The organism is Candidatus Brocadiia bacterium (assembly GCA_041658285.1).
Classification (GTDB): domain Bacteria; phylum Planctomycetota; class MHYJ01; order JACQXL01; family JACQXL01; genus JBBAAP01.
In genome coordinates, this window is sequence record JBBAAP010000002.1 from 1 (window position 1) to 25,745 (window position 25,745).

The window sequence follows — 25,745 nt, forward strand, 5'->3', positions numbered from 1 at the left end:
ATATTCGAAACCGAACCGAGCCCGTCGTGCATATAGTAGTAGGTCTGCCAGTTACTGTCTACATACCTGTTGACATATAGATTATCATCCAGGAACGGGGTAATGTAGGTGGCCATAAGCGCGCCTGTGTCATCGTAATCGGCTATCACGTTGGCCCCGTCAAACAGGTACCGTTCGGCCGCGCCGTTAACCACCTTGCTGATGCGCTTGTTGAATACGCAGTGGTAATACTGGCTGTTGTTGGTCGGGATATTTATGTCCGTGAAAGATATCTGCCGGTTTTCCCAGTCATAACCCCATTGGGCTACGGTAACGGTATTGACTTTCTTGGTGACTAGATTACCGTTGGCATCGTATTCGTAAGTAATGCCGCCGGTTTCGCTGGTCAACTGATTGGCGTGGTTATAGACGTAATCCGTCCGGACGCCATCCATTATCTGCACCTTGCGGTTGCCGGCCTGGTCATAACTTACGCCGGTTACCGTGTCAATCCAGGAAATGCTGTATTGGCTGGCTCCAACCCTGCTTTCGGACAGCAACTGGTAATTATCGTCATAGTCATATGTTACCACGTCCCCGCCCAAAAGGGTCATGGTCTTGCGGTTCCCAACGAGGTCGTGGGTATAGGCAAAGCTGGAGGCGATGATATTATGAGCCACCCAGCGTTTGTTGATCACGGATGTTAGCCAGCGAGTGGTCGGATGGTAGCCGTATTCGGTCCAAGCATTATTACCGTAGGTCAGCCGGGTCCGGAGCCCCAGGGCATTATACACATAGGTGCCGACGTTTACGGTATTGCGCTTGACGTTAAGCAACCGCTTGGCTTTGTCATATGTGTAGCTAATAGTTATGCTGTTGTCGTTATCAACCATTGTCTTGCGAGTGCCGTCGTCAAAGTAGGTGTAACTGACCACCTTGGCCGGAGTGGCCAAGTAGCAGGTTACGGATGTTAACCGGCCCAGGACGTCAAACACGTTTTCCAGGTTCGTATAGGGGTCAATTGCCGTCAGGGTATTTCCCCGGGCATCATAGCTAAATGAGGCGCTGTAGGTCGGGGAAGTCTCAGGATAGAATTTACTTATCATCCGGTTATTCAAATCATAACCGTGGGTGATGGTATGGGCGGCGCCGAAGTCGGTTTTAGTATAGAGATTACCGTTGGCGTCATAGACATAGGTAACGACATTGCGCTCGGTGCCCAGCGGCCCGTAACCCGGATAGTCGGCCGTGTGCAACAAGTTATTCTTGTAATAAGTGTAGGTGGTTGCAACCTCGGCGGTATCCTTATAGTAATACACTCCGGTGCGGTTGCCGACCCTGTCGTATTCATAGCGAGTATAGTTATTGCCGCCCTTGGCTGTTGTTACTTTTGTCAGCCTTCCGCCTTTATCATACTGAGAGGTTGTATAATACTGCGGTATTGCCGTATAGCCTTCGGCATCGGTTATTGTAATAAGAAGACCATCGGTATTAAAGGCATAATCATATCTGGTAGCATAAGTCAGACTGCCGGTATATTGCAGTTTCAGGCGTCCGACGTTGTCGTATTCGGAATGGGTCACTGTGGCCAGAGCCGTTTCGTAAGCGGTGGTGGCATCTTCAACCTGTCCCAGGGTATTATAGGTATAATAGGTCGTTTCGTTAAGGTTGGCCGGGGGCGTGCCCGGGTCGACTATCGTCTTCATCAGGCGGTTGCCCTGGTCATAATAGGACTCAACTATTTGTGTCACGCCGGTATCCACCGGAGACTGCACCCAGTGGATGGTCTTATCGGTTAATTTGCTGTAGTAATAAAATGTATGCGGGTAGCCGGTGACCCAGGTCTCGCTTACCCGGTTGGCCTTATCATAGAATGTATTATATGTTGCTGCCGGCACCAAATGCGGTATATCGGTGTATTCGCCGGAGGCACTGCCGTCCTGGTTTGTATCATGCCAGGGGCCGATAACCGCGGTCTGGCGCCCGACCTGGTCATACTGGTATGCCGTGGTGATGTTGGACTGGGGCGTACGGAAATAAGCCACCCGGCCAAGGGCATCGTAGTAATAATAAATCTTATTGAGCCGAGCATCCTGAACCCAGTCCGGCAGGTTCGGGCTGTTTATCGGGTAGTTATAGGTCGTGGTATAATCAACCCCATTTTCTGCCTTAACTGTAACGGTGCTGACTTCACCCCGGTCGGTATAGGTATATCCGGTAATGCGCTCATCGGCCTCAGTGCCCTGATTCAGGATCACCCACTGAACCCTGCCGTTATCAAAATATTCGTATTTGGTCGTGACCGAATCCGTGCCGTTGAGTGTTTTGGTGACGGTATCCAGCCAACCGTTGTCATAATAGGTATAGCCGGTTATTGCGCCGTTGGGCTCAGTAACCTGTTTTATCCGGCCTTCTTTGTAATACTGATTAGCGGTCGTCAGGTTCAACTTACCGGTGACGCCATAATCCACTACGGTTGATGTCAACCGGCCCAGGTTATCGCGGTTATATTTGGTGACCACATTTTTACCATTGGCCGGCAATGCCGTATAGTCCTCGGTCCGGGCTATCAGGTTATCCATCAGGTCATAATCCATTTTAGTGGTGACGGTTGCCCCGGCCCGGGTCGGCCTGATGATGAAGGTGTTATTGCCCCGGATGTCATACTGGTATTCGGTATAAACGGTCTGGTCAGCCGGATAGTAGCGGCTGTCGTATTCCCTGGTCACCTGACCCCGGCTATTCCTGAGGTAATGGAACTGGAGATTTAATCCACCGACGACCGAGTCAACTGTTTTGGTATCCAGATAACCATTGAGATAAGTATATTCCGTGATTATTGATACTCCGGCTGAAGGATACTTAGTTTCCATCTGCAGTTTTCCAATATTTGAACCTGTTGTATAATAAGCATAATCAGTAGTCTGGGCATAAGCATAGTTAGACGCTTCTACTTTCTGGGTCATATTGCCGTTGGAGTTGTAGGCGAACGTGGTTTCAACCGAACTGCTGGGAACACCCCAAACTACGCGAGTGACGGTTATCTTCTTGGGCAGGTCGGGATTAATCGTATCCGGCACACCGTCTATGGTATAATCATAAGATGTCTGGTTACCCAAAGCATCAGTTACCAGGATAACGTTACCGCGGGTATCATATCCATAAAACGTGGATTTGAGCAGGGCATCCTTGTATTCCGTAAGATTGCCGTTAGTGTCAAACACACTGGTAATCTTGTTGCCCAAAGCATCGGTTTGGTCCTGCAAAGTAGCAGTTTCGTAAGTAAAGTTTACCGTGCTTGACTTTAGGTCGAAGTCTATTATTTCGGTCTGGGTCAGCGGGTCCAGATAATTATAGGTCTTGGTTGCCGGCGCGCCGTCAATGTTGCGCGTTACATTAACAACCCGGTTCAGGCCGTCATAGTTGTATTCGACGGTGTCGCTCTGGGCCGGGCTGACGCTGATGGCCGAGGTTACCTGATAAACCAGATAGTTAAGCGGAGTGTTCTTGTAGGTGAAATCCCGACGCCATTCATTAGCGCCGGTACCCTTATAAACCGCGCTCAAGTATCCGCTCGTATTATATTCAAAGGTGGTCACTGTAGTAGCCGGGTCAATAACCTGATATATCTTATCATCATCGTAATAAGTAATGCCGATGGTCCGGCCATTGGGCAGGGTGATTGTTTGGATTTTATTCGTGCCTGTGTAATATTCTACTAAAACAAAATAGTCATTCCGATCTTGTATCCTTTTCAGAAATCCCTGGGAGTTAAATAATAGGAAAGTTTTATCCTTCCGGGTAAGGGTATATTCGCTGGTGGTCCCATTCCAAGCAATGGTCGAATACGCCCCGTAAGGAGCCAAGGACTCAAAAGTTCCGTTCAAATCAGCGTCCTGATAAAACACCCTCCGGCCGTCGGCTTCAACATGGGTAATGATATTGCCATCGAGTCTCAGGCGCTGGTTGAAGTTATGGGTCCATTTCTGGCCGAGCGGACGGTAGGTATCCGGCCAGTCATTTTCCGTATCTAAGCTATTATAGTAAACGGTAAAATTATGAGGCAGGTTGTTGGTTGGGACAATATTGGTTATGTCATAATCAAGATTCAGGTTACCGCTGGCCACGTCCACGACGCTGGCAGAGAAAACCTTGGTGCCCAATTCCCGTCTCTTTGTGCCTACCAAAAAATCGCTATTGCAGGAATTGGTTAACTCGCTGTATGACGGCCAGCCGTGAGCGCCGCCGATGGACCTGGCCTTAAAAAGATATGTAGCCGGAGTGCGCTGGGCAATTCTAGTAGTCTCATATATTAAAGTGGTCTGACCAAATCCCTGCCCGGCTATCTGGACACCGTTTTCATAAAGCACCCAGGAAAGACACATCGCGCCCGCTTCGGCTTGAGCATACAAATTCACCTTGAAACTGCTTCCGTATCCGGCAACCACCGGAACGGTTAGTTCCATATAAGTATCGTTTTCAGTTTTGCTGACGGTTTTATCGCCCGCAGAAGCAAAGATACTGCCCTGCGCAATGATAACCAGTGCCATAACCAACCCCAGGTATCCCGCGATGTTCTTCCAGCTACTGCTGCATCTCTTCATAAGGCCTTTCCTTTCTTACATTATAATTTATTTATAATTACGACACTGCCGCTATGGTAGTGTTGATTATGATTTGAGTGTATCTGCAAATTGCTCATTATTGTGCTACTGCCTCCTATGTAATATATGTAAGTACTATACTAGGATTGAAAGTTTCGTCAAGCAATTATATTATTTTTCGGTGTGATTATTTAATAAGACAAGATTAGTTATTTCCTGGATTTGACGGGATGGGGGCATCCTTATAAATCGCTTTGACCTCGTCTATCATCTTGACGGATATCTTCTTGGATACGCCGGGAATGGACATAGTCACCCCGTATAACGCGTCGGCGGCCATCATTGTCTTCTTGTTGTGCGTTATGACGATGAACTGAGAGGTCGAGGCGAATTCTTTTATCAGCCCGGCAAACCGGTCGGTGTTGTGCTCGTCCAACGGCGCGTCGGCTTCGTCCAGTATGCAGAACGGGCTGGGCTGGAGCTTGAATATGGCCATTACCAGGGCCAGCGCGGTCAGGGCCTTTTCTCCGCCGGACAGCAGTGATATGGATGACGGCTCTTTTCCGGGCGGTTTGGCCATTATGTCTATGCCGGCCTCAAGAATATCGTTGCCGGGCGTATGCGCCGGTGCGCTGGCGTCAACTGCGCCGGCGGCCGGTGTTTCAGCTGCCGGTGCCTCGCCATTTGCGGACTGCCCTTCCGGTTTGGGCGCTTCTTCTTCCCTGATGAGTATCAGCTCGGCCTTGCCGCCGCCGAAGAGCTTCCTGAATATCTGGCTGAAGTTTTCCTGTATCAGATTGAAGGTCTGCTCGAACTTCTCCCTGCATTCGCGGTTAATCTTGCGGATGAGCTCCCTTAACGATTCCTTGGATTTCACCAGGTCCTGTTCCTGGGTGGTCATAAACTGGAGCCGTTCTTCGAGCGACTTGAGCTCGTCTATGGCGGACAGGCTGACTCCTTCGGCGGACATTGAATCCAGCCCGCGCCGGAGCTCTTCTATCTGGCGGGCCACTTCTTCCGGGACTATGGCCGAGAAAGCGGCCTTGGTCTCTTCGGTGGCTGTATCGTAATCGGCCTTAAGGTCGCCGGCCGTCTCTTCTCGCGCCTTTTCAACCAGGTTTTCCAGTTTCAGGGCGTATTCGCGTTCCTGTAATGTAAGCCCGTTGTAATCGGTGTTCAGGTTCTGCATATCGCGCTGGAGCTCGTTCTCGCGGGTCTTCCGGGCCTGGAGCGAGGTTTTGAGCCCGGTCTCCTGTTCGGTCAGGTTCTGGATGACCTGCTGGACGTTCTGGCGCTCTGTTTCCTTGGCGCTGAGCGTGGCCTGTTCGGTAACGATGGCTTCGCCGATGGCCGTTATCTTATTGCGTATCTCGGCTAGGCTGTCGGCGATGCTCTGGAGCAGCAGGTCGGCCTGCTGGATATCGCTGTTGAGCTGTTCCACGGTCCGGGCGCAGAATTCTTTCTTCTCGGCGGCGGTGGCCCGGGCCACTTTCAGGTCGCTTATCTCGGCTTCGACGGCGTGCTTGCGGTCCTGATGCAGTTTAATCATCCGGGTGAGCTCTTCGGATTCGGCATTGGCCGCCGTTATCATCACTTCGATGTCTTTTATCACCTGAGCCGTGACCGTGGCCCGTTCGGCCACGGAGTTTATCTGCGCTTCGGCGTCCTGCGATTCCAGCTCGACTATCTCCGATTCCTTAGCGAGTATGGCCGCACGGCCGTTGAGTCCGTCAACCTCTTTGCCTTTGTTATCCAGCGCCACGTTCAACTCGTAGACGCTGATTCTCTGCTTCTGGAGCGTTGCCTCTATCTTTTCCAGTTCGGATAACTTATTGACCTGCTGTTCCTGGAGGAGCTTGAGCGATTCCTGAATCTGGGGTATCTGCTCGGCCAGGTGCCTGAGTTCGGTCTTGCGTGAAATAAGGCCCAGTCCGGACGCGGTTTCCCCGGCCGAGGTGACGCCATTGGGCCTGAAGACGTCGCCCTTGAGAGTCAGCGCCGAGCGGCCGTTATTGGCCAGCTGGCGCGCCACCGCCACGTCCTCGACCACGCAGTAATCGCCCAGCAGGCATTTCTGCAGGCGGGCGAAATCTTCGGTCGACAGCGGCGAGGTGCCGATGGGATTTATCATTGACAAGGCGCTGGGCAATGCCACTCCTTCGACTGATTGGCTGGTTTGGGTGGAAATCTCGTCCAGGGCGATGATGGTCACGTTGCCCTGGTTATTATCGCGCACGTATTGCAGGATATTGAGCGCGTCGGCGAAGGAATGGACCACGATGGCCTGCGAAAGCTCCTTGAGAGCCGATTCCACGGCAATCAGGTATTCTTCCTTGACGTCTATCATATCGGCCACGATGCCGTAAACGATGCCCAATGAGTTAGGCTCAGATTTTATCTTGGCCAGCACGCTCCGCGCCCCGCCGCTGATGCCTTCGTTATGCAATTCCAGGTCCATCAGTATCTCCTGGCGGGACTGGGTCCGGTGCAACTCGGCGCTCTTGCGGGAAATCTCGTCCTGAATCTGGGCCAGGTCGCTCTTGAAGGAATTAAGGATTACCTCCTGCTGGCCTATTTCCGATTTGACCGAATTTATGGATTGCAGGACCTGACCGGCCTCGACCGACAGGAGTTCCTGCTGTTTGGCGATGAATTCCCTCTCCTCGGCAATAGCTTTCTTGCGCGAAACCAGGTGCTCGCGCTTGCCGGTGAGAATCCTCAGCTCGTTCTGAAGACCGGACAACTCGTTCTGGTACTGGAGTTGTTTCTGGTTATGACCGATTATCTCGGACTTCTTGGCCTCAAGGCTCTGGACGGCCTGGGCCGTTTCGGCCTCTATCTGGCTGAAGACATTCTGCTTGTCACCGATGTTATTGCTTATGGTTTCCAGCTCGTTCTGGGTGATTTCAAGCTGGTGCATCATCTCGACCAGTTTATTGCGGCTGGCCAGGCCTTTTTCGGTATTGGCGGCCAGGGACTGCTTGGTCTGTTCCTCTTCGACCAGCAGCTCTTCACGGCGCTGGGTGGATGATTCTATTTTATGGCTGGCCGTGGCTATTTCCGCACCCAAATCAACCAACTTGTCCTGATTGACCCGGAGCTCGTTATCAAGGTTTATCAATTCCTTGTCGAACTGGATAATCTCCGCTTCCAAACCGGCTAGCTGAGCCGTCATTTCCTGGCGCTGCGCCTCCAGAACGGCCATCTTGCCGGAGATCTCGGTCCGGCCGGACTGCCACTGGTGGTATTGACGCAGGTTGAGCAGGTTCTTCTTTTCGCGGTATTGCGCTTGGATTAATTTATATTTCTCGGCCCGGGTGGCGGCCAGCTTGATGCTCCGAATCTGGCGCTTTATCTCGCGCAGGACGTCGGCCAGCCGGATTAAATCCTGACCCACCTTTTCCAGGTTGGATTCGGTTTCCTTGCGCTTAGCCTTGTATTTGCTTATGCCGGCGGCTTCCTCGAACAATGAACGCCTTTCCTTGGGATTGGAACGCAGGATAAAATCGACCTTGCCCTGCTCGATTATGGAGTATGATTCCATACCCACGCCGGTATTCATAAACAGCTCGCGGATATCTTTTAGGCGACAGGCCTGGTTATTTAGGATGTATTCGCTCTCGCCCGACCGGTAAAGCCGGCGGCAAACGGTGACCTCGTCGTAATCTATGGGCAGGTCGCGGGTATTATTGGCGAAGGTCAATGCCACTTCGGCGTAATCGGCCGACTTCATCCCGGCTGAGCCGTTGAATATGACATCGAGCATCTCCTCGGCCCGGAGCGACTTGGTGCTCCGCCCGCCCAGCACCCATTTAAAGGCATCGACCACATTGCTCTTGCCGCATCCGTTCGGCCCGATGATGGCCGTGACGCCGTCGTCAAAAGCAAACTGGGTGGGGTTACCGAATGATTTGAATCCCTGAAGATGCAGTTTTGAAAGCTTCATTTTACTGTCTATAAGTCAACCGTTTCCCGGCGGTTTTATCTGGTTTTCCAATCAAAATTGGATATAGTTATTATCGGCATAAACAACTATAACCTGAAGTTTTTACAAGGTTTTTATATAAACAGGAAATCCCTATAAATACTGGGCTACAGACCGTTCAGGCGGCGCGATTTACGATTATTTTTCACATCTCTTCCAACGGAGAAATGCCCAGAAGCGCCAGCCCTTTTCCAAGTGTTTGCTTGAGCCGCCGGCAAAGCAATATCCGCGCCGAAGTAAGCGATTTATCATCGGAAATTATCCGGTGGTAATGGTAGTAACGGTTGAATACGGAGCTGATTTCCAGGAGATAGTTGCTGAGTATGGACGGCTCGTATTCTTGGGCTGCTTTCTTGATGGTGTCGGGGAATTCTTCAAGCCGCTTGACCAGGATGCCCTCGTCCGGTTCCTTGAGCATATCCAATTTGACCGGCGAAGAGCCTTCGCTACTATTCCCGACGGAATAGTCGGGATAATGTGGCAGCCCGTTCGGGTTCTCGTCCCGAGACCCCTCAGGATCTAGGGATAACTCTGGCGCCAAAGGCTCCATCGAACTGCCACTAAACTTCTTCAACACGCTGGCCAGCCGGGTGTGGGTATACATCAGGTACGGGCCGGTCTCGCCCTCGAAGGCCAGCATCTGGTCCCAATCGAAATCGACGTCCTTGATGCGCCGGTTCTTGAGGTCGTTAAATATGACCGCGCCGATACCGACGGATTGGGCAATGCCGCTGACATGCTCCGGGTTGACCTTTTCCTGGATTTCATCCTTGCGGTTTTGCATGGCCTTCCTGGAAAGATCTATCGTCTCGTTCAGGACGTCTTCCAGCAAGACCGTGCTACCGCGCCGGGTGGACATCTTTTCGCCTTTGAGGCGCACCAGGCCGAAATCCACGTGGACGCAGTCCTTGGCCCAGTCATAACCCATCAGCTCCAGCACCTTAAAGAACTGTTTGAAGTGCAGTTTCTGGTCCGAACCGACCACATAAATCAGCTTATGGAATTTATAGGTATCATAGCGGTGGATAGCCGCGGCTATATCGCGGGCGGCGTAGAGCGTGGCGCCGTCGCCTTTACGCAGCAGGCACGGCGGCATTCCAAACTTCTCAAGGTCAACTATCAGAGCACCCTCGCTTATCTTGGTCAATCCTTTGGCTTCTATTTCCTTAATGGTCTGATTAATGAATTGCTGGTAAAACGATTCGCCTAAATAAATCTGGGCGTGCGTTTTTAATCTGTCAAGGTCTGCTATATCGTCAACAGGATACGAGAATTTAATCCCAAGCATCCCATAAATTCGATTGAATTCATTTACGCTGTTAAGTCTGAATACTTCCCATAAAGCCTTATTTTCTCTATCGCCGTCCTCTAATTTCTTGAATTCCTTACGCGCATTTTCTAATAACCCTGGATCATTCTTGCATCTTTCATTATAATCCACATAGAGCTTTGATAAAAATGCAGTTGATAGATTATCAGGTCTCTCAGACTCAGGGTTCTGCTTAAAAGCCGCAATCATCATGCCGAACTGGGTGCCCCAATCTCCCAGGAAGTTAATGCCGACGCATCTGTAGCCCAGCTCTGAATATAATTTATACAAGGCGTTGCCGATGACTGTGGAACGCAGGTGCCCTATTCCGAAGGGCTTGGCGATATTGGGCGAGGAGTAATCGATGACGACAGTCTTGCCGTTGCCATCGCCTGATTTACCGTAATCTACGCCTATTCCGGGCAGGAGCAGGTCGGCCAGTTTCGGGCCGTTTATGAAGAAGTTGACGTAACCGCCGACGGCCTGGACCTTTTCTATGAGCCCGGTCGGCTGTACAGCATTGGCAATCTGGACAGCCAACTCATTAGGCGATTTCTTTACCGCCTTGGCCAGCCTGAAGCAGGCCATGGCATAATCGCCCATGGCCGGATTGACCGGTTTTTCTATCAGCCATTCAACGTCATCACCGGGTATTATCCCAGCCAGGACCGGCTTTACGGCATTGATGATTTCCTGTTTAACCATATTTGTAATTTATGCGAAAACCGCCGCTTGTCAATATTATTTTACCGATTAACCCGGCCCGGTTTGGCCCTTTTGGTCCTTGGAACGGATGAATATCATCGGAAAAGCAATATCACTCAGGCAACAAGGCAGGAGAACTGAAACGGAAAGTATCACCACTATCCAACCGACATAATTGGTCCAGTCGGTCAGCCCGAAGGTTATCAGGTAAAGAACCGACGCGGTGGTGCTGATGAAAATATGCGCCGAATGCGAGAAGAAAGTGCTGGTTTCGCGGTACTGGCCGGCCACCATCCCGGCAACTATCCCCGCGATTACGAACGGAATAATTAGCCAGAAGTCCTCGACAATGCAGAGATGCCAAATCATCTGGTGTTTCAATATAGTACCGGCCGTATAGGGGAAAATAATATCGCTTAAGGTGCAGAACGGCACGCTGCCGGTGATGCCGATAATGGCGGCGTAAATAAACCTCAATCCGCCCGGCTTGCCGCGCGACCAGAATATGGCGGTAGTGGTCGTGGCGCTGAGGAACAAATGGGTCGGATGGAATAAATGGAAAAATGTCAGCAGATGACCAACCAGGCCGGTGGCCGTCAGGACGGCCAATACTATCAGACTGGCAATAGCGCTGAATATCGAATAAGGCAAATGGGCTCCCAATTCGCGGAGTATCCACTTTATCTTATTCTTTTCCGGAGGAAGCGCGTGATGGTGCGAGCAAACAGGATCAGTGCATTTATATTCCATTCAAACGCCTTGTTTATCCCGCATTCTTCGCGGGATCCCCCGGCCATAAGCCTCTCGATCAGATTCAATCTGCCCTGCGAGGCTAACGGACATTATTCACCCTGAAATTATCGGGGTAAATAATCCGGGTTATTTCTTCAATTGCAGGGACTGCTCGGCTTTTTCCAGGGCCCGGACCACCTTCAAACCCATACCCAGGTCAGTTTTGGGCGTCTTGCCCGTCTTGATGCAATCCACAAAGTGCGACAGTTCCGCGCTCAACGGCTCGAAAGTCGCTATCTTGGGCGACAGGATATTGCCGGTCCGGTACGACAGCTGGTATTCGCCGAAACTCTCCGGGTCCTTAAAGTCCACGCCGTGGTCGAATATTTTTATCTTCTCGACCGATTCGGTATCGTCGTAAATCAGCATTTTCTTAGAGCCGACCACCGTGGTATGGCGCAATTTAGTCGGCGCCAGCCAGGAAACCTCGATATTCCCGATAAGGCCGTCCGGGAACTTCATGGTGATGAACGCCACGTCGGGCAAGCCCTTCTTGATGCAATCACGGGCGATAGCCCTGATCTCCAACGGTTCATCACCCAACAGATAGAAAAGAATCGAGAAATCGTGCGGCGCCAAGTCCCAGATGACACTGACGTCTTTCTGGTGAAGCCCCAAATTAACGCGCCGGGATGAGATGAAAAATATCTTGCCCAGTTCTCCCGAATCAATCACTTCCTTCATCTTAATAACCGGCGGCGAATATATAAAAGTATGCCCTACCATACCGATGAGCTTCTTGTCTTTTTGCAGTTTAACCAGGGCTTCAGCCTCCTTTACGGAAGCGGCCAGAGGTTTTTCCACCATGACATGCTTGCCGGCATTAAGCGCGGCGCTGGCCAGCGGGAAATGCGTGGCTACCGGCGTGGCTATTACCACGGCATCAACATCAGGGTCGTTGAATACTGTTTTGACGTCCGTCGTGGTATTGACAGCCGGATAACGGCGTTTAGCTTTTTCAAGCTTGGCCTTGTCCATATCGCAACAATAAGCCACATCGGCAATATGGTTTTCCATGATATTACGCAGGATATTCGGGCCCCAATAGCCGTAACCAATCAGAGCTATTTTAAGTGTTTTATCCGGCATGGTGAATCCTTTCTAAGAACCTGTTTTAAATATGCCTTTGTGGGCGAATAGGTCGTTATCAGCAATCAACACCAGCTGGTCAGGGGTAATTGTTCTCTTGGTCATAGCGCTAACTCCGATGCTAACCTTGATATGAAACGGCCTGCGCCTGTCTTTCAGGTTTGTGAATGCGTGCTTCCTGGTGTTTGCTTTAAGAGCCTCGGCTTTTGCCAGAGCCCCTTCAAGCGATGTTTCAGGAAGAATAATAGCAAACTCATCCCCGCCGTAGCGGCAGATAATATCTATTTTACGGCTATGGAAACCAAGCAATGACGAAAATTCCCGTAACATCACATCCCCCTGCTTGTGCCCGTATTTGTCGTTAATCTGCTTAAAACTATCCAAATCCAGGAAAAGCAATGCTATCTGGCGGCCGTATCTCTTAGCCCGTTTGAACTCGTCGCTGATAGCTTTATCAAAATAACGCCGGTTGTATACCCCGGTCAGGCCGTCTTTAATGGAAAGCTCCTTAAGGTCCGTAGCCAGCCTTATATTTTCTACAGCCAAGCCTAAAATATCGCTGATTGTTTTAATTACTTCAAGATACCCTTTCCGGGTAATGGGATTACCCTGGAGCAATTCACGCTCCTTGGGGTCAAACCTGAGATGCATAACTCCGATGGGTTCGTTTTTACCTCTTATCGGAAGCGTTATTATTTCGGTTATATGTTCGGATATCGATTCGGATTCCAGTGATTCTACCAACGGATGATTCTTCCTGATATCCACCCGCTTGGGCATTTTAATATTCAGGCTAAACCGCTGTTCTAAATGGTTATTAACCCTCAAGTATATGGCCGCTCCGGTTATGGCAAATCGGCGCTGCTCGCAAAGAGCCTTACATAAATACTCTATCAGCGAATTCTCGGAGGAAGCTCTCAAAAGAGCCGTGGTAACCAGGGGAACTCCCTTTATTTTTTCCGTCAAAGCCATTATCCGGTTGGTAGCTAAAGCGCTTTCCCGAATACGCTCGCGTAAGATTTTTTCCAGAGACATGCGTTCGCTAAGGTCACGCCAGGATCCGACTATTAAATCCTGATTACTGTAGCTAATCTTACGGACGCTAACCTCTATTGGTTTAATCTCGCCTGATTTAATCTTGATGCGATAAAGATATCGCTCGGTTTCTATTCCCTTCTTGCGGCGCTCTTGTATCTGCTGTATTAAAGGAAAATCCTCAGTTGGAGTTATATCTTTAAGCGTCAAATGACCTTCGATTTCTTCTCTGGCATATCCAACTAATGAGCAAAACGCCGAATTAACGGCAATATAAGTGGCCGTATTCAAGTCGAGAACATATTGCGGGTCATTGGAGTTCTCGAAAAGCTTGTGGTAAATATCACTACCTAGAAAAACCATATTTTACCTTTTCAATACTTTTACTTACTGCCGCGATAAAATCTCCCCTATTAATTATAATATTATTATGTATCAAATAGGATTTGATTTGGCAACCTTTTTCGTAATAATTCCGTATAGTGAATTAATAGCCTAATTGCCGGTTGGATGCCCTATTTTTCGGACTTATTTATGCTCAAAAGCTTGTTATCGTAAGAAATGATAGCTTCTTTGAGTTTACTGGCTACTTCCTGGCGATATTCCTCGTTGGAAAGGCTGCGAGCCTTCTTTTTATTGGAAATAAAGTCCATCTCTACCAAAATCGCCGGGCATTTAGTCTGTTTGATTACCCTAAAATTGGCTTTTTTAATTCCGCGATCCTCTGTGGGCAAATCATTGAGTTTGCTTTTAACTTCTTTGGCTATTTCCATAGTTTGGCTTTTATACTCATCTTTCAGCAAATAGGCGAGTATGGCCTTATTCTCTTTATTCAAAGCCTTATTCGTGCCAGCTTTACCGGAAGTCACTGAAGGTTGACCGGAGTTTTTCTCATCACAATAATATATTTCAAATCCTTCAATACTGGGATTACTTGACCAGTTACAGTGAATAGAAAGAAATAAATCTGCTTGTTCACGGTTAGCAACATCAGCACGGCGTTGAAGATCGTCATTCAGGTTATGTGAAAGCGACGTATCGCGCTCCCTGGTTAAAACCACTTTAATACCCTCTTTTTCAAGTAATGTTTTTAACCTTTTGGAAACATCCAGCGTAACTGTCTTTTCAATTAATCCATTCACCCCTTTACAGCCTCGGAATGAACCGCCATGTCCCGGGTCTATCACTATTTTCTTGAGATTCCGTTTGGTTTTTTTTGATTTGTCGTCAGGTTCATGGGAAGATGTATCCGTTAACAATAATTCTACTTTGGGGATGTCTCTTGCAGAAACGGCTATCTCCCCGTCAACCGATTCTATCCGGTCATTCAAAACGGCAAGTTTCTCATTTACCAACATACTGGACATTCCGATACTGGCCACCAGAATATACCCATTACCGGAAAATATCTCCCGCCCGGTCAGGCTATCTTTTTCATGAGCAAGATTATACTTTTCGGCCAAACTGTTCAACGGCACGTATGAAACTTTTTCGTCCGGAACGGCTGATTGAGCTGACAAAACAGCCAAAACAGCCAGAATAGAAATGATAAATTTTAGAGTCTTCATATTATCAATGACAATAGCTAGTATCGGAATGCACCGAATGTAACTTGAATAATCAATGAAAAGTTAATATATCCGTCAAAGAACCACAGTAAACTCCCAAAGTCCTGGCTTTTCGGGACATTTCCGCAACCCTTTCCTGGTCAAAAATAATCCTTACAACATCATCTAATTTTTCACCCAGCTTATTTTGCGGTACAATTATCCCGGCCCCATTAGCAACTACATCTCTGGCATTAAAGAATTGGTGGTTATCCGCAGCCTGAGGAAACGGCACCAGAACCATAGGCAAACCAAAAAAAGCCATTTCGGCAATGGCAATCCCGCCGGACCGGCTTAGGACCATATCAGCCGCGCTGTAAATAATCGACATATCTTCATAAAAAGGACTGACAAAAGACTCAATCCCGTTTTTATCGTAAGCACTTTTTGCCTCATTATAATCCTTTTCCCCTGTTAAATGTATTATGGCTAACTTACCAAATGATTTACCCAGATAACCGGCCTTATTGATAAATACCTCATTGATCGGACGAGCCCCCTGGCTACCGCCGATAACAGCGATTACTTTCTCTCTGGTCAATCCAAGTTTGCTTCTAGCTTCACTGCGTGCAATCTTTTTTATCTCTTTGCGCAAAGGGCTTCCGGTTACGCTTATATTATTGCGGTTATAAAGATACCCGGCGCTGGACGACCACTGGCACATAATAACTTTGGCAAAAGGATTAAACACGCGTGTTATTCGGCCGGGCAGGGAATTCTGTTCAAGTAATACGAAAGGGATTCTTTTTAACAATGCTACCAGCAAAGGACTGAACGACCCATACCCTCCTACACCAACAATAAAGTCCGGTCGGAATTTCTCAAAATGCTTAAATGACTCATACAGTGATTTCACCATATCAATAATAAAAGCAGGCTTAAAAGAAAGGCGAGGTGAGGGTAATACTCGAAAATCAAAACCATACCTTGAAAGTTGCTGATTATCAAATGGACGATTAGTACAAAGAAACAAAGGTTTGCATGGGTAACTCTGAGCCAGCGCAATCCCGGGAAATAGATGACCGCCGGTACCCCCGCCGGCAATTATAACTTTTATTCTTGACGTGCCTGCCGGGCTGGTAACCATATGATTATTTCTCTAAAGCATATATCGAGAAGTCATCCGTACCGATGTAAATTGTATCCTCATACAAAACAGGCGTAGAACGGATTTTACCGTTAGTTTTATACTTCCAAATTTCCTGACCGTTCTCTCCGTTAACTGCGTATATAAAACCATCTTCACTGCCGAAATAAACAACGCCGTCGGAAGAAACCTCCACACTCCCGTTAAGGCCTCCTTTGGCCGGGAAAACCCATTTCATTTTGCCGTTACTAACATCCAACGCATAAAGAGTCTTATCAATAGAGGTAACGTAAACTATCGCGCCCGCAACAACCGGAGCGGACGCAACCGGCCCTTTGGCTTTAAATGACCATTTTATCTGCCGATCATAGATACTTATGCAATAGCAGTTATTGCTGTTACTGGCAACGAGTATGTTATTTTCATACTTGACAAGCGCCGTGAGCTTCCCGGTCAGAGACATTTTCCATTTTTGCAGTCCGGTTTTAGCATTAACGGCATAAATATTTCCGTCATCACAAGGAATGTAAACCGTATCGCTATCAGCAAATCCAGAATTAGAAATCTTTCCGCCAGCCGAAAATTTCCAGAGCAACTGCCCCTTAGCAGACAATGCATACAGGTTGCTGTCAGTGCTGCCCACAAATACGGTCTCATTATCAAGCGAAATAAAAGGAGGTGCTTTTACGGCCGCGGAAGTCTTAAAAGACCACAACTTGCCGATATTTGTTTCACTGCTCTTCAAGGCATAGATAATCGTATCATAACATCCAAATACTATCAATTCATTGAAGTTCTTGGGCGATGAAATTATTTCTTGCGAAGAATCAGTTTTATATTTCCATTTCAGCTCACCCTTTTCGCGATTGATACCATAGACATTGCCATCCCGACTGGCCGTTACAACTAAATCCTTATACACTAAAGGCGCACTTTCGATAACACCTCCGGTTTTAAAAATCCAAAGTGCGGTTTTTTCCAGTTGAACATTTATAAATACCTGCTCGTATGCTTTTATAGTCTTTTCAAACGAACCGAATCCTTTTTTGACCAGCTTTAATACGGCACTACCCTTTGGCGAAAGATAAATCTTGACTGGCGTATTCCCCGCCTTTGCACCATCCAGATAAACATCAGCGCCTGCCGGGCTGGATTCAACTTTAACTGGTATTTTAATATCACGTGTTAACGGAGAAAGCGGATAAGCATTAATCATCTGGTAAGTAAGCTTGGCCATTTCATTTAACTTGTCAGTTTTATCCAGTTCCTGTATTTGAGCAAATAACGTCGTTGCCCCTTGCAGGTATATCGAGATGTCTTTTATCTTTTTATCGGTTCTGGAAAACAACTGCATAAACTCACTCTTTTTAGAATCATAATTAGGGAATTGCTCCTGCGGTAATTTATCGGCAAATATCTCCTGCACTTTCTGCTCGGTTTTCACCAATAACTCTTTATATAAAACCAAAGCCGCTTCAATATCCTTTTTATTTAACTCGGTATCCTCACCTCTCTTGAACAACCCATTCAATGCGTTAAACTCCGCCTTAACGGCTTCCAACCTGGCCTGAAGCGACTGAGACAGCAAGCTTTCTATCTGTGCTATCTCACTCCGTACCAACTTACTAGTGGTAATTGCCACCGGATAATTAAATTCTTGGTACCGATTTATCGCTTCGTGATATAGTTTCTGGACCTTCAGCTTTTCGACTTCTGTTTTAAGCAAAGCGAATTTCTGTCTAACATAATACTGGTCATAAGCCACAAAACCTGCGGCTGCTATACCGGCTATTAAAAGCATGACTATGGCAACGATAATTAACTTACGCCTTCTTTTGACTGCAAATATCTGCTTGCGTATATGATCCCTCTGGTAATGAGCATCGGAATGATTGGGTTCTATCTTCAGAACATCCTCATATGCTTTCATAAGAACATCCGGCTTCTGAGACGGTAATTCTTTTATTGCGTTATTAAGTTCAAGCTTCGATTTTTCGTATTCGCCCATGGCGAAATAAGCCGAGGAAACGTACGCCCTCATTTCAAAATCGGGCGCTTTAATATTAAAAAGTTTGGCTGATAACGAAGCGACTTTCCCTGCTTCCTTGTTTTTTCCATAGATCTTAAGTAACTGTTTGCCAACAGCAATAGCTTCAGCATTTTGTTTGGAAAGAATTGCCCGGTCGAATATCTTCAAATGTATCTCTTCATCCTCCGGGATATAAGTAAGCGCTTTCTGATAAGCCAGTATAGCCTGGGAATGCATATTCTTGTGTTCGAATAATCCTCCTAATTGCTTGTAGTGTTCTCCAGCTTCTGATTGGCGACCCAGTTTCTCCAGAACTTCAGCCAGATTCTGGTTGATAGTAAAATCCTCGGGTTTTAACTTTGCAGCCTGGGAATACAAAAGCAGCGCTTGCTCCAGCTTATTCTGCTTAAGCAACTGCCGGGCATTATCCTTAATCTTATCGAAAGAAACCTCGCTGATTAGCCCTTTGGTTAACAGCATATAAACAGCCTTGTATGCCTCAAAAGCCGAAACCAGCGGGCATTCTTCGACAATGTCATCCACCGTGCGAAGACCGTTAATCAAAGGAACAATAGCTTTAAAAATATCCGAAAGGTCAGCCCTAGCGACGTGTTCTTCCGCTTCCTCGGTAAGCGCGTAAATAATTTTCGTGCTGGTTAACACTTGCCTTATGGACTTCCATTCCTCAAGCCGGCGGGCGGCTTCCTTCATCAAGGCATCTATATCCAACTGCATCTCGGTTGCTTGCTTATTTTTATCCGCCAGCTCGGGAGGAGGCGGACCCTCGATAAATTCAAAATTAGCCTCTTTCCAATTATAGATATCATAGATTTCTTCTTCTATTTGGAATTTTACCAACCGGTTAATATCCTCTTCTTTAGCAAAACTGAGCTGGGTCAGAACATCACCTAATCTAAGGTAACTGCTTTTTTGAAGATTAAGCGCTTGATTAAGCTGTTCGCTGGTGATAACACCGGACTTAACCAATAATTCACCTATACGCGTCCCCTTCCGGGCACCAGTGGAAAGAAGCTTTATCCCGCCCCGGGAAAAATAAATTGCTTTCTTGCTTTCGGCATCAGAAACAATCAATGTACCTTCTTTGCCTGTAATAAGCTTGAAGACATCCGACAAGGAAAAACTGCTCAAATCACCTTTTAAAGACATAAACACACTCTCACTTCTATTTGCTATGACATCAATAAAAAGTTAACTATATAAAATCGCCATTTAAATTCAAGGTTTTGTGGTGTGCTTTTTGATAATTACTATTTCAACCCCTGCATGGTTTCCCACCAGGTTTTCCATGTCTCGTAATTATCGCCCAGGAATTTATTAGTAAGCTTGCTGAGTGACCTGGCGGCGCAGAGACGGATTTTTTCCTCGCCATCCTGAAGAAGATCAATCAGCATAGGAACCAACGACTGGTTTTTGCTTAACCCTATCGCCTGGATAATCTGCATCCTAGTCCAAAGATCTTTTTCAATGCTCAAACGGCCGGTTAAAACATCCACTACCATCGCGTCCTGTATCGCAGACAGCGCGATAACTGATTCGCTCCTGATATTGGCATCCTCATCATCAAGAAACTTAACGAGCAAATCAATTGATTGCCGGTCATTCATCTGACCCAGAAAACCGATGATTTCCTTTTTACCTTTGGCCCCCGCATTAGCAGCCCTCTTTTGCAGCATGGTACTGAAATCTACACTTTCCAAAGCCTTAGAACCGGCATTTTTGTATATGTTCATAATGGCCAGTGCCGCCGTTCGGCTTACTATCTCGTCCTTATCATCAAGAAACCCAAGCATCGCATCCAATGATTCAACATCAGCCGCCTTTGATAACATGTTTATTACGGTAACCCTCACATTTTTAAGTTTTTCCAAGCTCAGTTGTTTCCGCAGCATGTCCACCGTGGAAATATTTTTCATCCGCCCTAATGCCTCAAGAAGCGCAATTCTGATGGATTCATCAGGCTCAGTCTTAAGCATCTCATAGAATAATTTAACAATTTCATTTGTTTCAAATTGCCCGGCCGCATATATTATCCATTTCAGAGCCTGCCGGTTTTGGACTTCAAACAACAAACCCTTAATGTAATCCCTATCGCCTTTGCATTTTACAATCAGTTTTTCCGCCAATTCCCACGCCGCCTCTGATTCCTTCATCTCGACCAACTTGCGTATAATCTCGTTTATCTCTTTCTGAACATTGCTTTTGCCCTCATCATTAAGCACCAACGGCGCATCTCGGAATGAAGATACAGGCGCAGAGGTATCCTCTATTGTTGGCGTTATCGGAACATCATCCCTAATTTTGACATCCTCTTTAAGCCCAGGTTTAGATTCATCCGGCTCGGCCTTTTCTATATCAGCCTTTATTATCTCCACAATGCTGTCCATTTTGATTGTTATCGTCCCGTTAGAAAGCTCTATTACCACAGACTTCTTATCTTGCTTAATCACCTTGCCTTCCAGAGTCGAGCCGTTTTTCAACTGGATAATGTCACTTAATGCCGGCAAAGAACCCAGCAAAAACAAAAATACACCAATACCTGATAACTTGATACTCTTAATCATAATCAATCCGTAGTTCGGCTACCTGTGAAGTTACAACCAACTACCCGTACGGGTTCTTGTCCCAAGACCCCTCAGGGGCTAGGGATACCTGGCAGATAAGTCACTCTGCTCTCCATCTGCGGCGGGATGTCGCTCCGCCACAACGCACAACTGCCAGAGTATTATCTAACCGTTTTCTTTATACCTTTTATCATTATGTAAGGAGAACCATCTTCAAAAAAAGTGGTCATCCCGCCGTTATAAGTAATGGCTATATTACCACCCATTGAAATATCAAATGTGCTTCCGGTGGAAACGAGAGAACAGGCATCTCCAATATCTTCAGCTATGACCACCCCGTTAATCACCGGGGTTCCGGTCAGCTTTATCTGCTCGTGCGCCGCATAAACACCGGTAAACGGATTGCTAGCGCTACCCGATAGTTGTAGATCACCACCAGCTATAAAAGCCACGTTATCAGTGTAAGGAACCATATTAGGACTGCCGGAAACATCGATATATCCTTCTGATATTATTGTTACCTGCCATGGTGTCGTAGTAGAACCCGGAGAACCAACTATTTTTACATTACAACCCGACATCGCGTAATAAGAACCGTTATAAAGCGGCGGATTAGAATTATCGTTAAAAGACCAGAGCCCTCCGCTGTAACTCCAACCCAACGAGGCGGCTGTTTTGACCGAACTATCCGACGTATCAAGGATATCTCCGCTTGTCCGGAGCCAATACTGGCATTTAGAAGCGTATTTGGTCGGTGAAATAGGCGGAACATTAACCGGAGCCGAACCCGGGTATTTCTGGTCAGCCGGCACGCCGGCCGCATTAATGGTTCCGGTTGAGTAAATATTCTGCGATACCGAAGCCGAACCGGAAATTTCAACATTGCCGTTAGCTTGAATATTGCCGTCGCTGCCACCGATATTAGCCGAGCCGAATACCTTGAGCGAACCGCCCACCACCACCGCCGAGGTCGGCTCGTAATAAGCGGATTTATATTTAACCAATGTCTGAAACATTATCTTTTTCTTTACCTTAGCCTGCTCGGTCAGGGCACCGGCGTCCGCAGTGCTGCCAAAGGCCCAGACTTTGAGCACTAATGTGTTATTGGTATCGTTGCTGACCCCGCCGGCATCACCGGCGTCATTTTCAAGTTCCGCCACATAAGTATTGTCCTGGTAAGTAATATTGCGACGCCAGGAAAAAGTGGTGGTAATTGTTGCCGGCGTAACGTTTATCGGCGCCGTTAGTTCATTATACGCCAAACCGCTACAACTGACAAGCTGAGCGTCCCAGTATGAGTTTCCGCCTGTTATAAACTGTCCCATCAGGAATACCCTGGCCGTATCAAAACCTGCCTGCGCAGTTTCCAGATATTCCGTCTGTTTAATACTAGAATCAACCATATTTGCCTGGGTAGTAGTTGTTGATATGTAAGCAATTCCGAATCCGGTAATTATGGCTATTATCAGCATTGCCATTACCAGAACCATCCCCTGTTCGTTCCTGTTTTTCATCAATAGCCTCTGGCGACGAAGCGCCATGGCGCCCTTATGGCGCCACTTTCTATATTTTTTAATCATACCCGAGAATTTATTCATTGTCTATTTTTTTACAGTCTTTTTCAGCCCAAGAACACGGACATACGGCTCGCCGTCCTTAAGGAAAGTTGTCATCTCGCCATTATAGGTGATTTCGGCGTTGCCGGCGATAGATATATCAAACTCGCTGCCGGTAGAAACCAGGCTGCACAAATCCTCTTTATCCTCGGCCATAACCACACCGCTAATCTTAGGCGTACCGCTCAGCCGCAACTGCTCGTGCGCCGCGTAAAGACCGGTGTACGGGTTACTGGCTGTACCAGACATCTTAAGGTCGCGCCCGGCCAATAATGCCACGTTCTGCGAATCAGGCGAAATCGTCGGGTTGCCGGAAACATCAATATAACCCTCAGAAATAATCGTCACCTGCCATGGTGTTGCGGAACTGCCCGGCGAACCGGATATCTTCACGTCCGTGCCGGCCTGGGCGTAATAGGTCCCGTCATAAGAATCATTGGAATTATAACTCCACAGCCCGCCGCTGAAATCCCATCCCAGGTAAGGCACTCCATAAGCCGTGCTGTCTGATTTATTAAACACCTTACCGTCCGATTGCAGGATATAATCGGCCAGCCCGGCATACTGAGTCGGGCTAATGGGCGGGATGCTCACCGGAGCCGAGCCCGGATAAGGGTCGCCGCCAATATTACCCAAGTTACCGGTTATATTACCGGTTGCGAAAACATCCTGTGATATGGTGGCCGAACCGCCGATATCAACGCTGCCGTTGGCCTGGATATTTCCCTGCGTCCCAGCGATTTGGGCCGAACCGAACACCTTGAGCGAACCACCCACCACCACCGCCGAGGTCGGCTCGTAATATGGCGGCTTGTATTTGACCAGTGATTCCAGCATCACCTCGCTGGTACGCTGGGTGACATCGGCCGGATTTCCGAACGCCCATATCTTGAGCAATAATATATTATTAGTGTCATTGCCAACGTCCCCGCCGTCATTATCGTTTTCTATAGATGCCGAATAAGTCTTGCCTTCATACGAAATATTACGCCACCATTGGAAAGTGGTGGTAATAGCGGGAATAGTCACAATAATCCCCGAAACAGTTTCATTATAGGATGCCTTATTGGCGATACTGTTTACCAGCTGGGCGTCCCAGGCATCATTCCCGCCGGCCAGATACTGCCCCAGTAAAAATGCCTTGGATGTATCGAACCCGGCCTGAGCCGTTGCGAAGTATTCCGACTGCTCAATGCTGGAACCGACCACTTTCTGGTGTGACGACACGGTCATGATATATGCCAACCCGAATCCGGCCATCAGCGCCATAATCACCAGCGCTATCACCATCACCGAACCACTAATCCGACCGTTGGTCATATCTCGACCTTTCTTATTGGGGGTTAAGTAATGCAATCTCCCGCTTGATGTTCACAATTACCGGATTCTGCTGGGCGCCGGTCCTGCCACCCAGCCACAGGTTTATCCGAAGGCGATTACCACCAGCCGTTACGGCCGTACCGGCCGCGTCCAAAAACTGAAATATCGGGTCATTTGTCCCATCACCGTTTATGTCGGCGTAATTATTGGTGTTGCTGACCATCACATAGGTGCATATAGTCCGAGTAAGCACCGCGTTATCCGAAGCATCCAGTTGTATCTCAACTAACCTGCCGAGCTTGAACGTATCCGTTATGTCACCGTCCCGATTCCAATCCTTACGGTCTGTCGCTTCGGCTAAGACGTCATCCGTGTCATATGGGGAAATCAAATCCTGAGACTGAACCCACATATATTTCAGGCTACAATTCTGGGTATTGTTGGCACCCCAGTAAATATTAGCCGCCGCATCCCAGTAAACTCCGCCCACCAGCACCGGCACCTGGATTTTGAGCACCGAGAACTCATTTCCCGAAACCGCTGTCGGGGCGGTAGTTATCTTGCAATCGACAAAATTATCCGATATTTCATCAAGCGCACTTATGCCGGACCGCTCCAGGTCTCCCTCAACCGTGCCTTCTGTAAAATTATCCTGCGCCGCCATCTGAATGACCGCAATCGCCGAGACCACCACGGCGAACAATGCCATGGCAATAACCAATTCCAGCAAAGAAAATCCCTTTTTCATAATATCATTCTTCCTTCTGCCACGCTACTTGCAGGAACGGGCCACCAGGGTATACATTCTATGTTCCTGCTTGTTACTATTTCCCATAACACTCAACCACCTTATCCTGATACCTACCTGTATCAAAGACGGCTCGGTCGCGGTAATGTCTATAAAACCTGTATTATAAGGCCCGGCTGTCCGGTCCCACGGTAACAGGCCGCTGCCACGGCTGGTCCTCATGCAATCGTCAACCTGGGCCGTGGTGGTATGCTTCGCTCCGCAGTTGACGCACCACTCATTGAATGCGGCACTGGCATAATGGCTGGCCAGGTTGGAAAAATCGAACGAGGCGTATCCCCTAATTTCCTCCATCTTGCTGACAGCCGCGTTGGTGGCGACCTGATATTCGCGACTGGCTTCTTTCTGCTGTAAAGCCGAAGCCAACACCATCAACAGCGACACTATTCCGGCTGTTAATACCGCAATGGCCAGAGTCACTTCTATCAGGGTCATGCCTTGTTGGTTCTCGTTCTTAATTAGCGGATAATTCATACGGCACCTCATCCATTCCTCTCTCTGCCTACAATATAGGATATAATCCTTTATTTGTCAAATAAAAATATATTATACCTACCCCGCTGGAATAAGCGGAGCTCTAACTGGCAACAATCCCGACGAATAGTCGGGATAAGTGCCAGTAAATCGCTGTGCTCCAACTGGCAACAATCCCGACGAATAGTCGGGATAAGTGCCAGTAAATCGCTGTGCTCCAACTGGCACTAAAAAAAAGGGACGCCGTTTAAAGCGTCCCTTTTCGGTTCCTTAGAATTTCCCTGGTGATTTACCTTCTGTCGCGATTGCCGCCACGGTCGGAAAATCCACGACCACCGCCGCTGCCGCCTTCGGGGCGGGGACGGGCTTCATTAACGTTAAGCGCGCGACCCTTAATCTCCTTGCCATTCATATTGGCAATAGCTGACTGGGCCTCGGCCGCTGTCGGCATTTCGATAAACGCAAATCCCTTTGATTTGCCGGTGAACTTGTCCATAATAATGGTGACTTTGTCCACATGACCAAACGCGCCGAATCCTTCTTTCAGTTCTTCTTCGGTTACCTCATACGCCAAATTTCCACAATAGATATTCATCTCTGAACTCTCCTACTAAAGTATATTCATCACCTCCGGACTCTGCCGGAGATCCGATACACAATCATAAAATCTCTTCCCGGGAGTAATCTCATCAGCCTGTCTGCCTGGGCGGGAAACCAACACAAA

15 protein-coding genes are annotated in these 25,745 nt (G+C 47.9%); all 15 read right to left on the reverse strand.

Going from position 1 to position 25,745, the window contains the following annotated elements; all coding sequences use genetic code 11:
* Window positions 1–4,583: DUF6531 domain-containing protein (locus WC980_02010; GenBank protein ID MFA5793835.1), on the reverse strand; the 4,583-nt coding region annotated here is incomplete at its 3' end.
* Window positions 4,584–4,788: 205 nt separating this feature from the next.
* Complete coding sequence (gene smc, locus WC980_02015) at window positions 4,789–8,529, reverse strand: chromosome segregation protein SMC (protein MFA5793836.1); 3,741 nt, start codon at window positions 8,527–8,529, stop codon at window positions 4,789–4,791.
* Between the two features lie 184 nt (window positions 8,530–8,713).
* Window positions 8,714–10,582 carry an arginine--tRNA ligase gene (argS, locus tag WC980_02020; protein MFA5793837.1) on the reverse strand — a complete coding sequence of 623 codons (1,869 nt, stop codon included), beginning with the start codon at window positions 10,580–10,582 and terminating at the stop codon, window positions 8,714–8,716.
* Between the two features lie 48 nt (window positions 10,583–10,630).
* Window positions 10,631–11,332 (reverse strand): hypothetical protein, encoded by a 702-nt coding sequence (locus WC980_02025; protein ID MFA5793838.1) that lies wholly within the window; start codon window positions 11,330–11,332, stop codon window positions 10,631–10,633.
* 129 nt (window positions 11,333–11,461) lie between these two features.
* A complete protein-coding gene (locus WC980_02030; GenBank protein ID MFA5793839.1) occupies window positions 11,462–12,463 on the reverse strand; it encodes a Gfo/Idh/MocA family oxidoreductase in 1,002 nt (333 codons plus the stop codon).
* A 12-nt stretch (window positions 12,464–12,475) separates the two neighbouring features.
* The gene (locus WC980_02035; GenBank protein MFA5793840.1) at window positions 12,476–13,861 is read right to left on the reverse strand and encodes a sensor domain-containing diguanylate cyclase; all 1,386 of its coding nucleotides are present in this window, start codon (window positions 13,859–13,861) and stop codon (window positions 12,476–12,478) included.
* A 152-nt stretch (window positions 13,862–14,013) separates the two neighbouring features.
* Window positions 14,014–15,066 carry an N-acetylmuramoyl-L-alanine amidase gene (locus WC980_02040; protein MFA5793841.1) on the reverse strand — a complete coding sequence of 351 codons (1,053 nt, stop codon included), beginning with the start codon at window positions 15,064–15,066 and terminating at the stop codon, window positions 14,014–14,016.
* 52 nt (window positions 15,067–15,118) lie between these two features.
* A complete protein-coding gene (locus WC980_02045) occupies window positions 15,119–16,192 on the reverse strand; it encodes a UDP-N-acetylglucosamine--N-acetylmuramyl-(pentapeptide) pyrophosphoryl-undecaprenol N-acetylglucosamine transferase (protein MFA5793842.1) in 1,074 nt (357 codons plus the stop codon).
* A 4-nt stretch (window positions 16,193–16,196) separates the two neighbouring features.
* Complete coding sequence (locus tag WC980_02050; GenBank protein MFA5793843.1) at window positions 16,197–19,388, reverse strand: PQQ-binding-like beta-propeller repeat protein; 3,192 nt, start codon at window positions 19,386–19,388, stop codon at window positions 16,197–16,199.
* 101 nt (window positions 19,389–19,489) lie between these two features.
* Window positions 19,490–20,803 carry a HEAT repeat domain-containing protein gene (locus WC980_02055; GenBank protein MFA5793844.1) on the reverse strand — a complete coding sequence of 438 codons (1,314 nt, stop codon included), beginning with the start codon at window positions 20,801–20,803 and terminating at the stop codon, window positions 19,490–19,492.
* A gap of 161 nt (window positions 20,804–20,964) precedes the next feature.
* Entirely contained in the window at window positions 20,965–22,383 is a 1,419-nt protein-coding gene (locus WC980_02060; protein MFA5793845.1) for a hypothetical protein, read from the reverse strand.
* Between the two features lie 21 nt (window positions 22,384–22,404).
* The gene (locus WC980_02065; protein ID MFA5793846.1) at window positions 22,405–23,739 is read right to left on the reverse strand and encodes a hypothetical protein; all 1,335 of its coding nucleotides are present in this window, start codon (window positions 23,737–23,739) and stop codon (window positions 22,405–22,407) included.
* Window positions 23,740–23,752: 13 nt separating this feature from the next.
* Window positions 23,753–24,487, reverse strand: coding sequence for a prepilin-type N-terminal cleavage/methylation domain-containing protein (locus WC980_02070; protein ID MFA5793847.1), 735 nt, complete (start codon window positions 24,485–24,487; stop codon window positions 23,753–23,755).
* Window positions 24,488–24,511: 24 nt separating this feature from the next.
* Window positions 24,512–25,021, reverse strand: a complete 510-nt coding sequence (locus WC980_02075; GenBank protein MFA5793848.1) for a hypothetical protein — start codon at window positions 25,019–25,021, stop codon at window positions 24,512–24,514.
* A gap of 289 nt (window positions 25,022–25,310) precedes the next feature.
* A complete protein-coding gene (locus WC980_02080; GenBank protein ID MFA5793849.1) occupies window positions 25,311–25,616 on the reverse strand; it encodes an RNA-binding protein in 306 nt (101 codons plus the stop codon).
* Window positions 25,617–25,745: the final 129 nt, after the last annotated feature.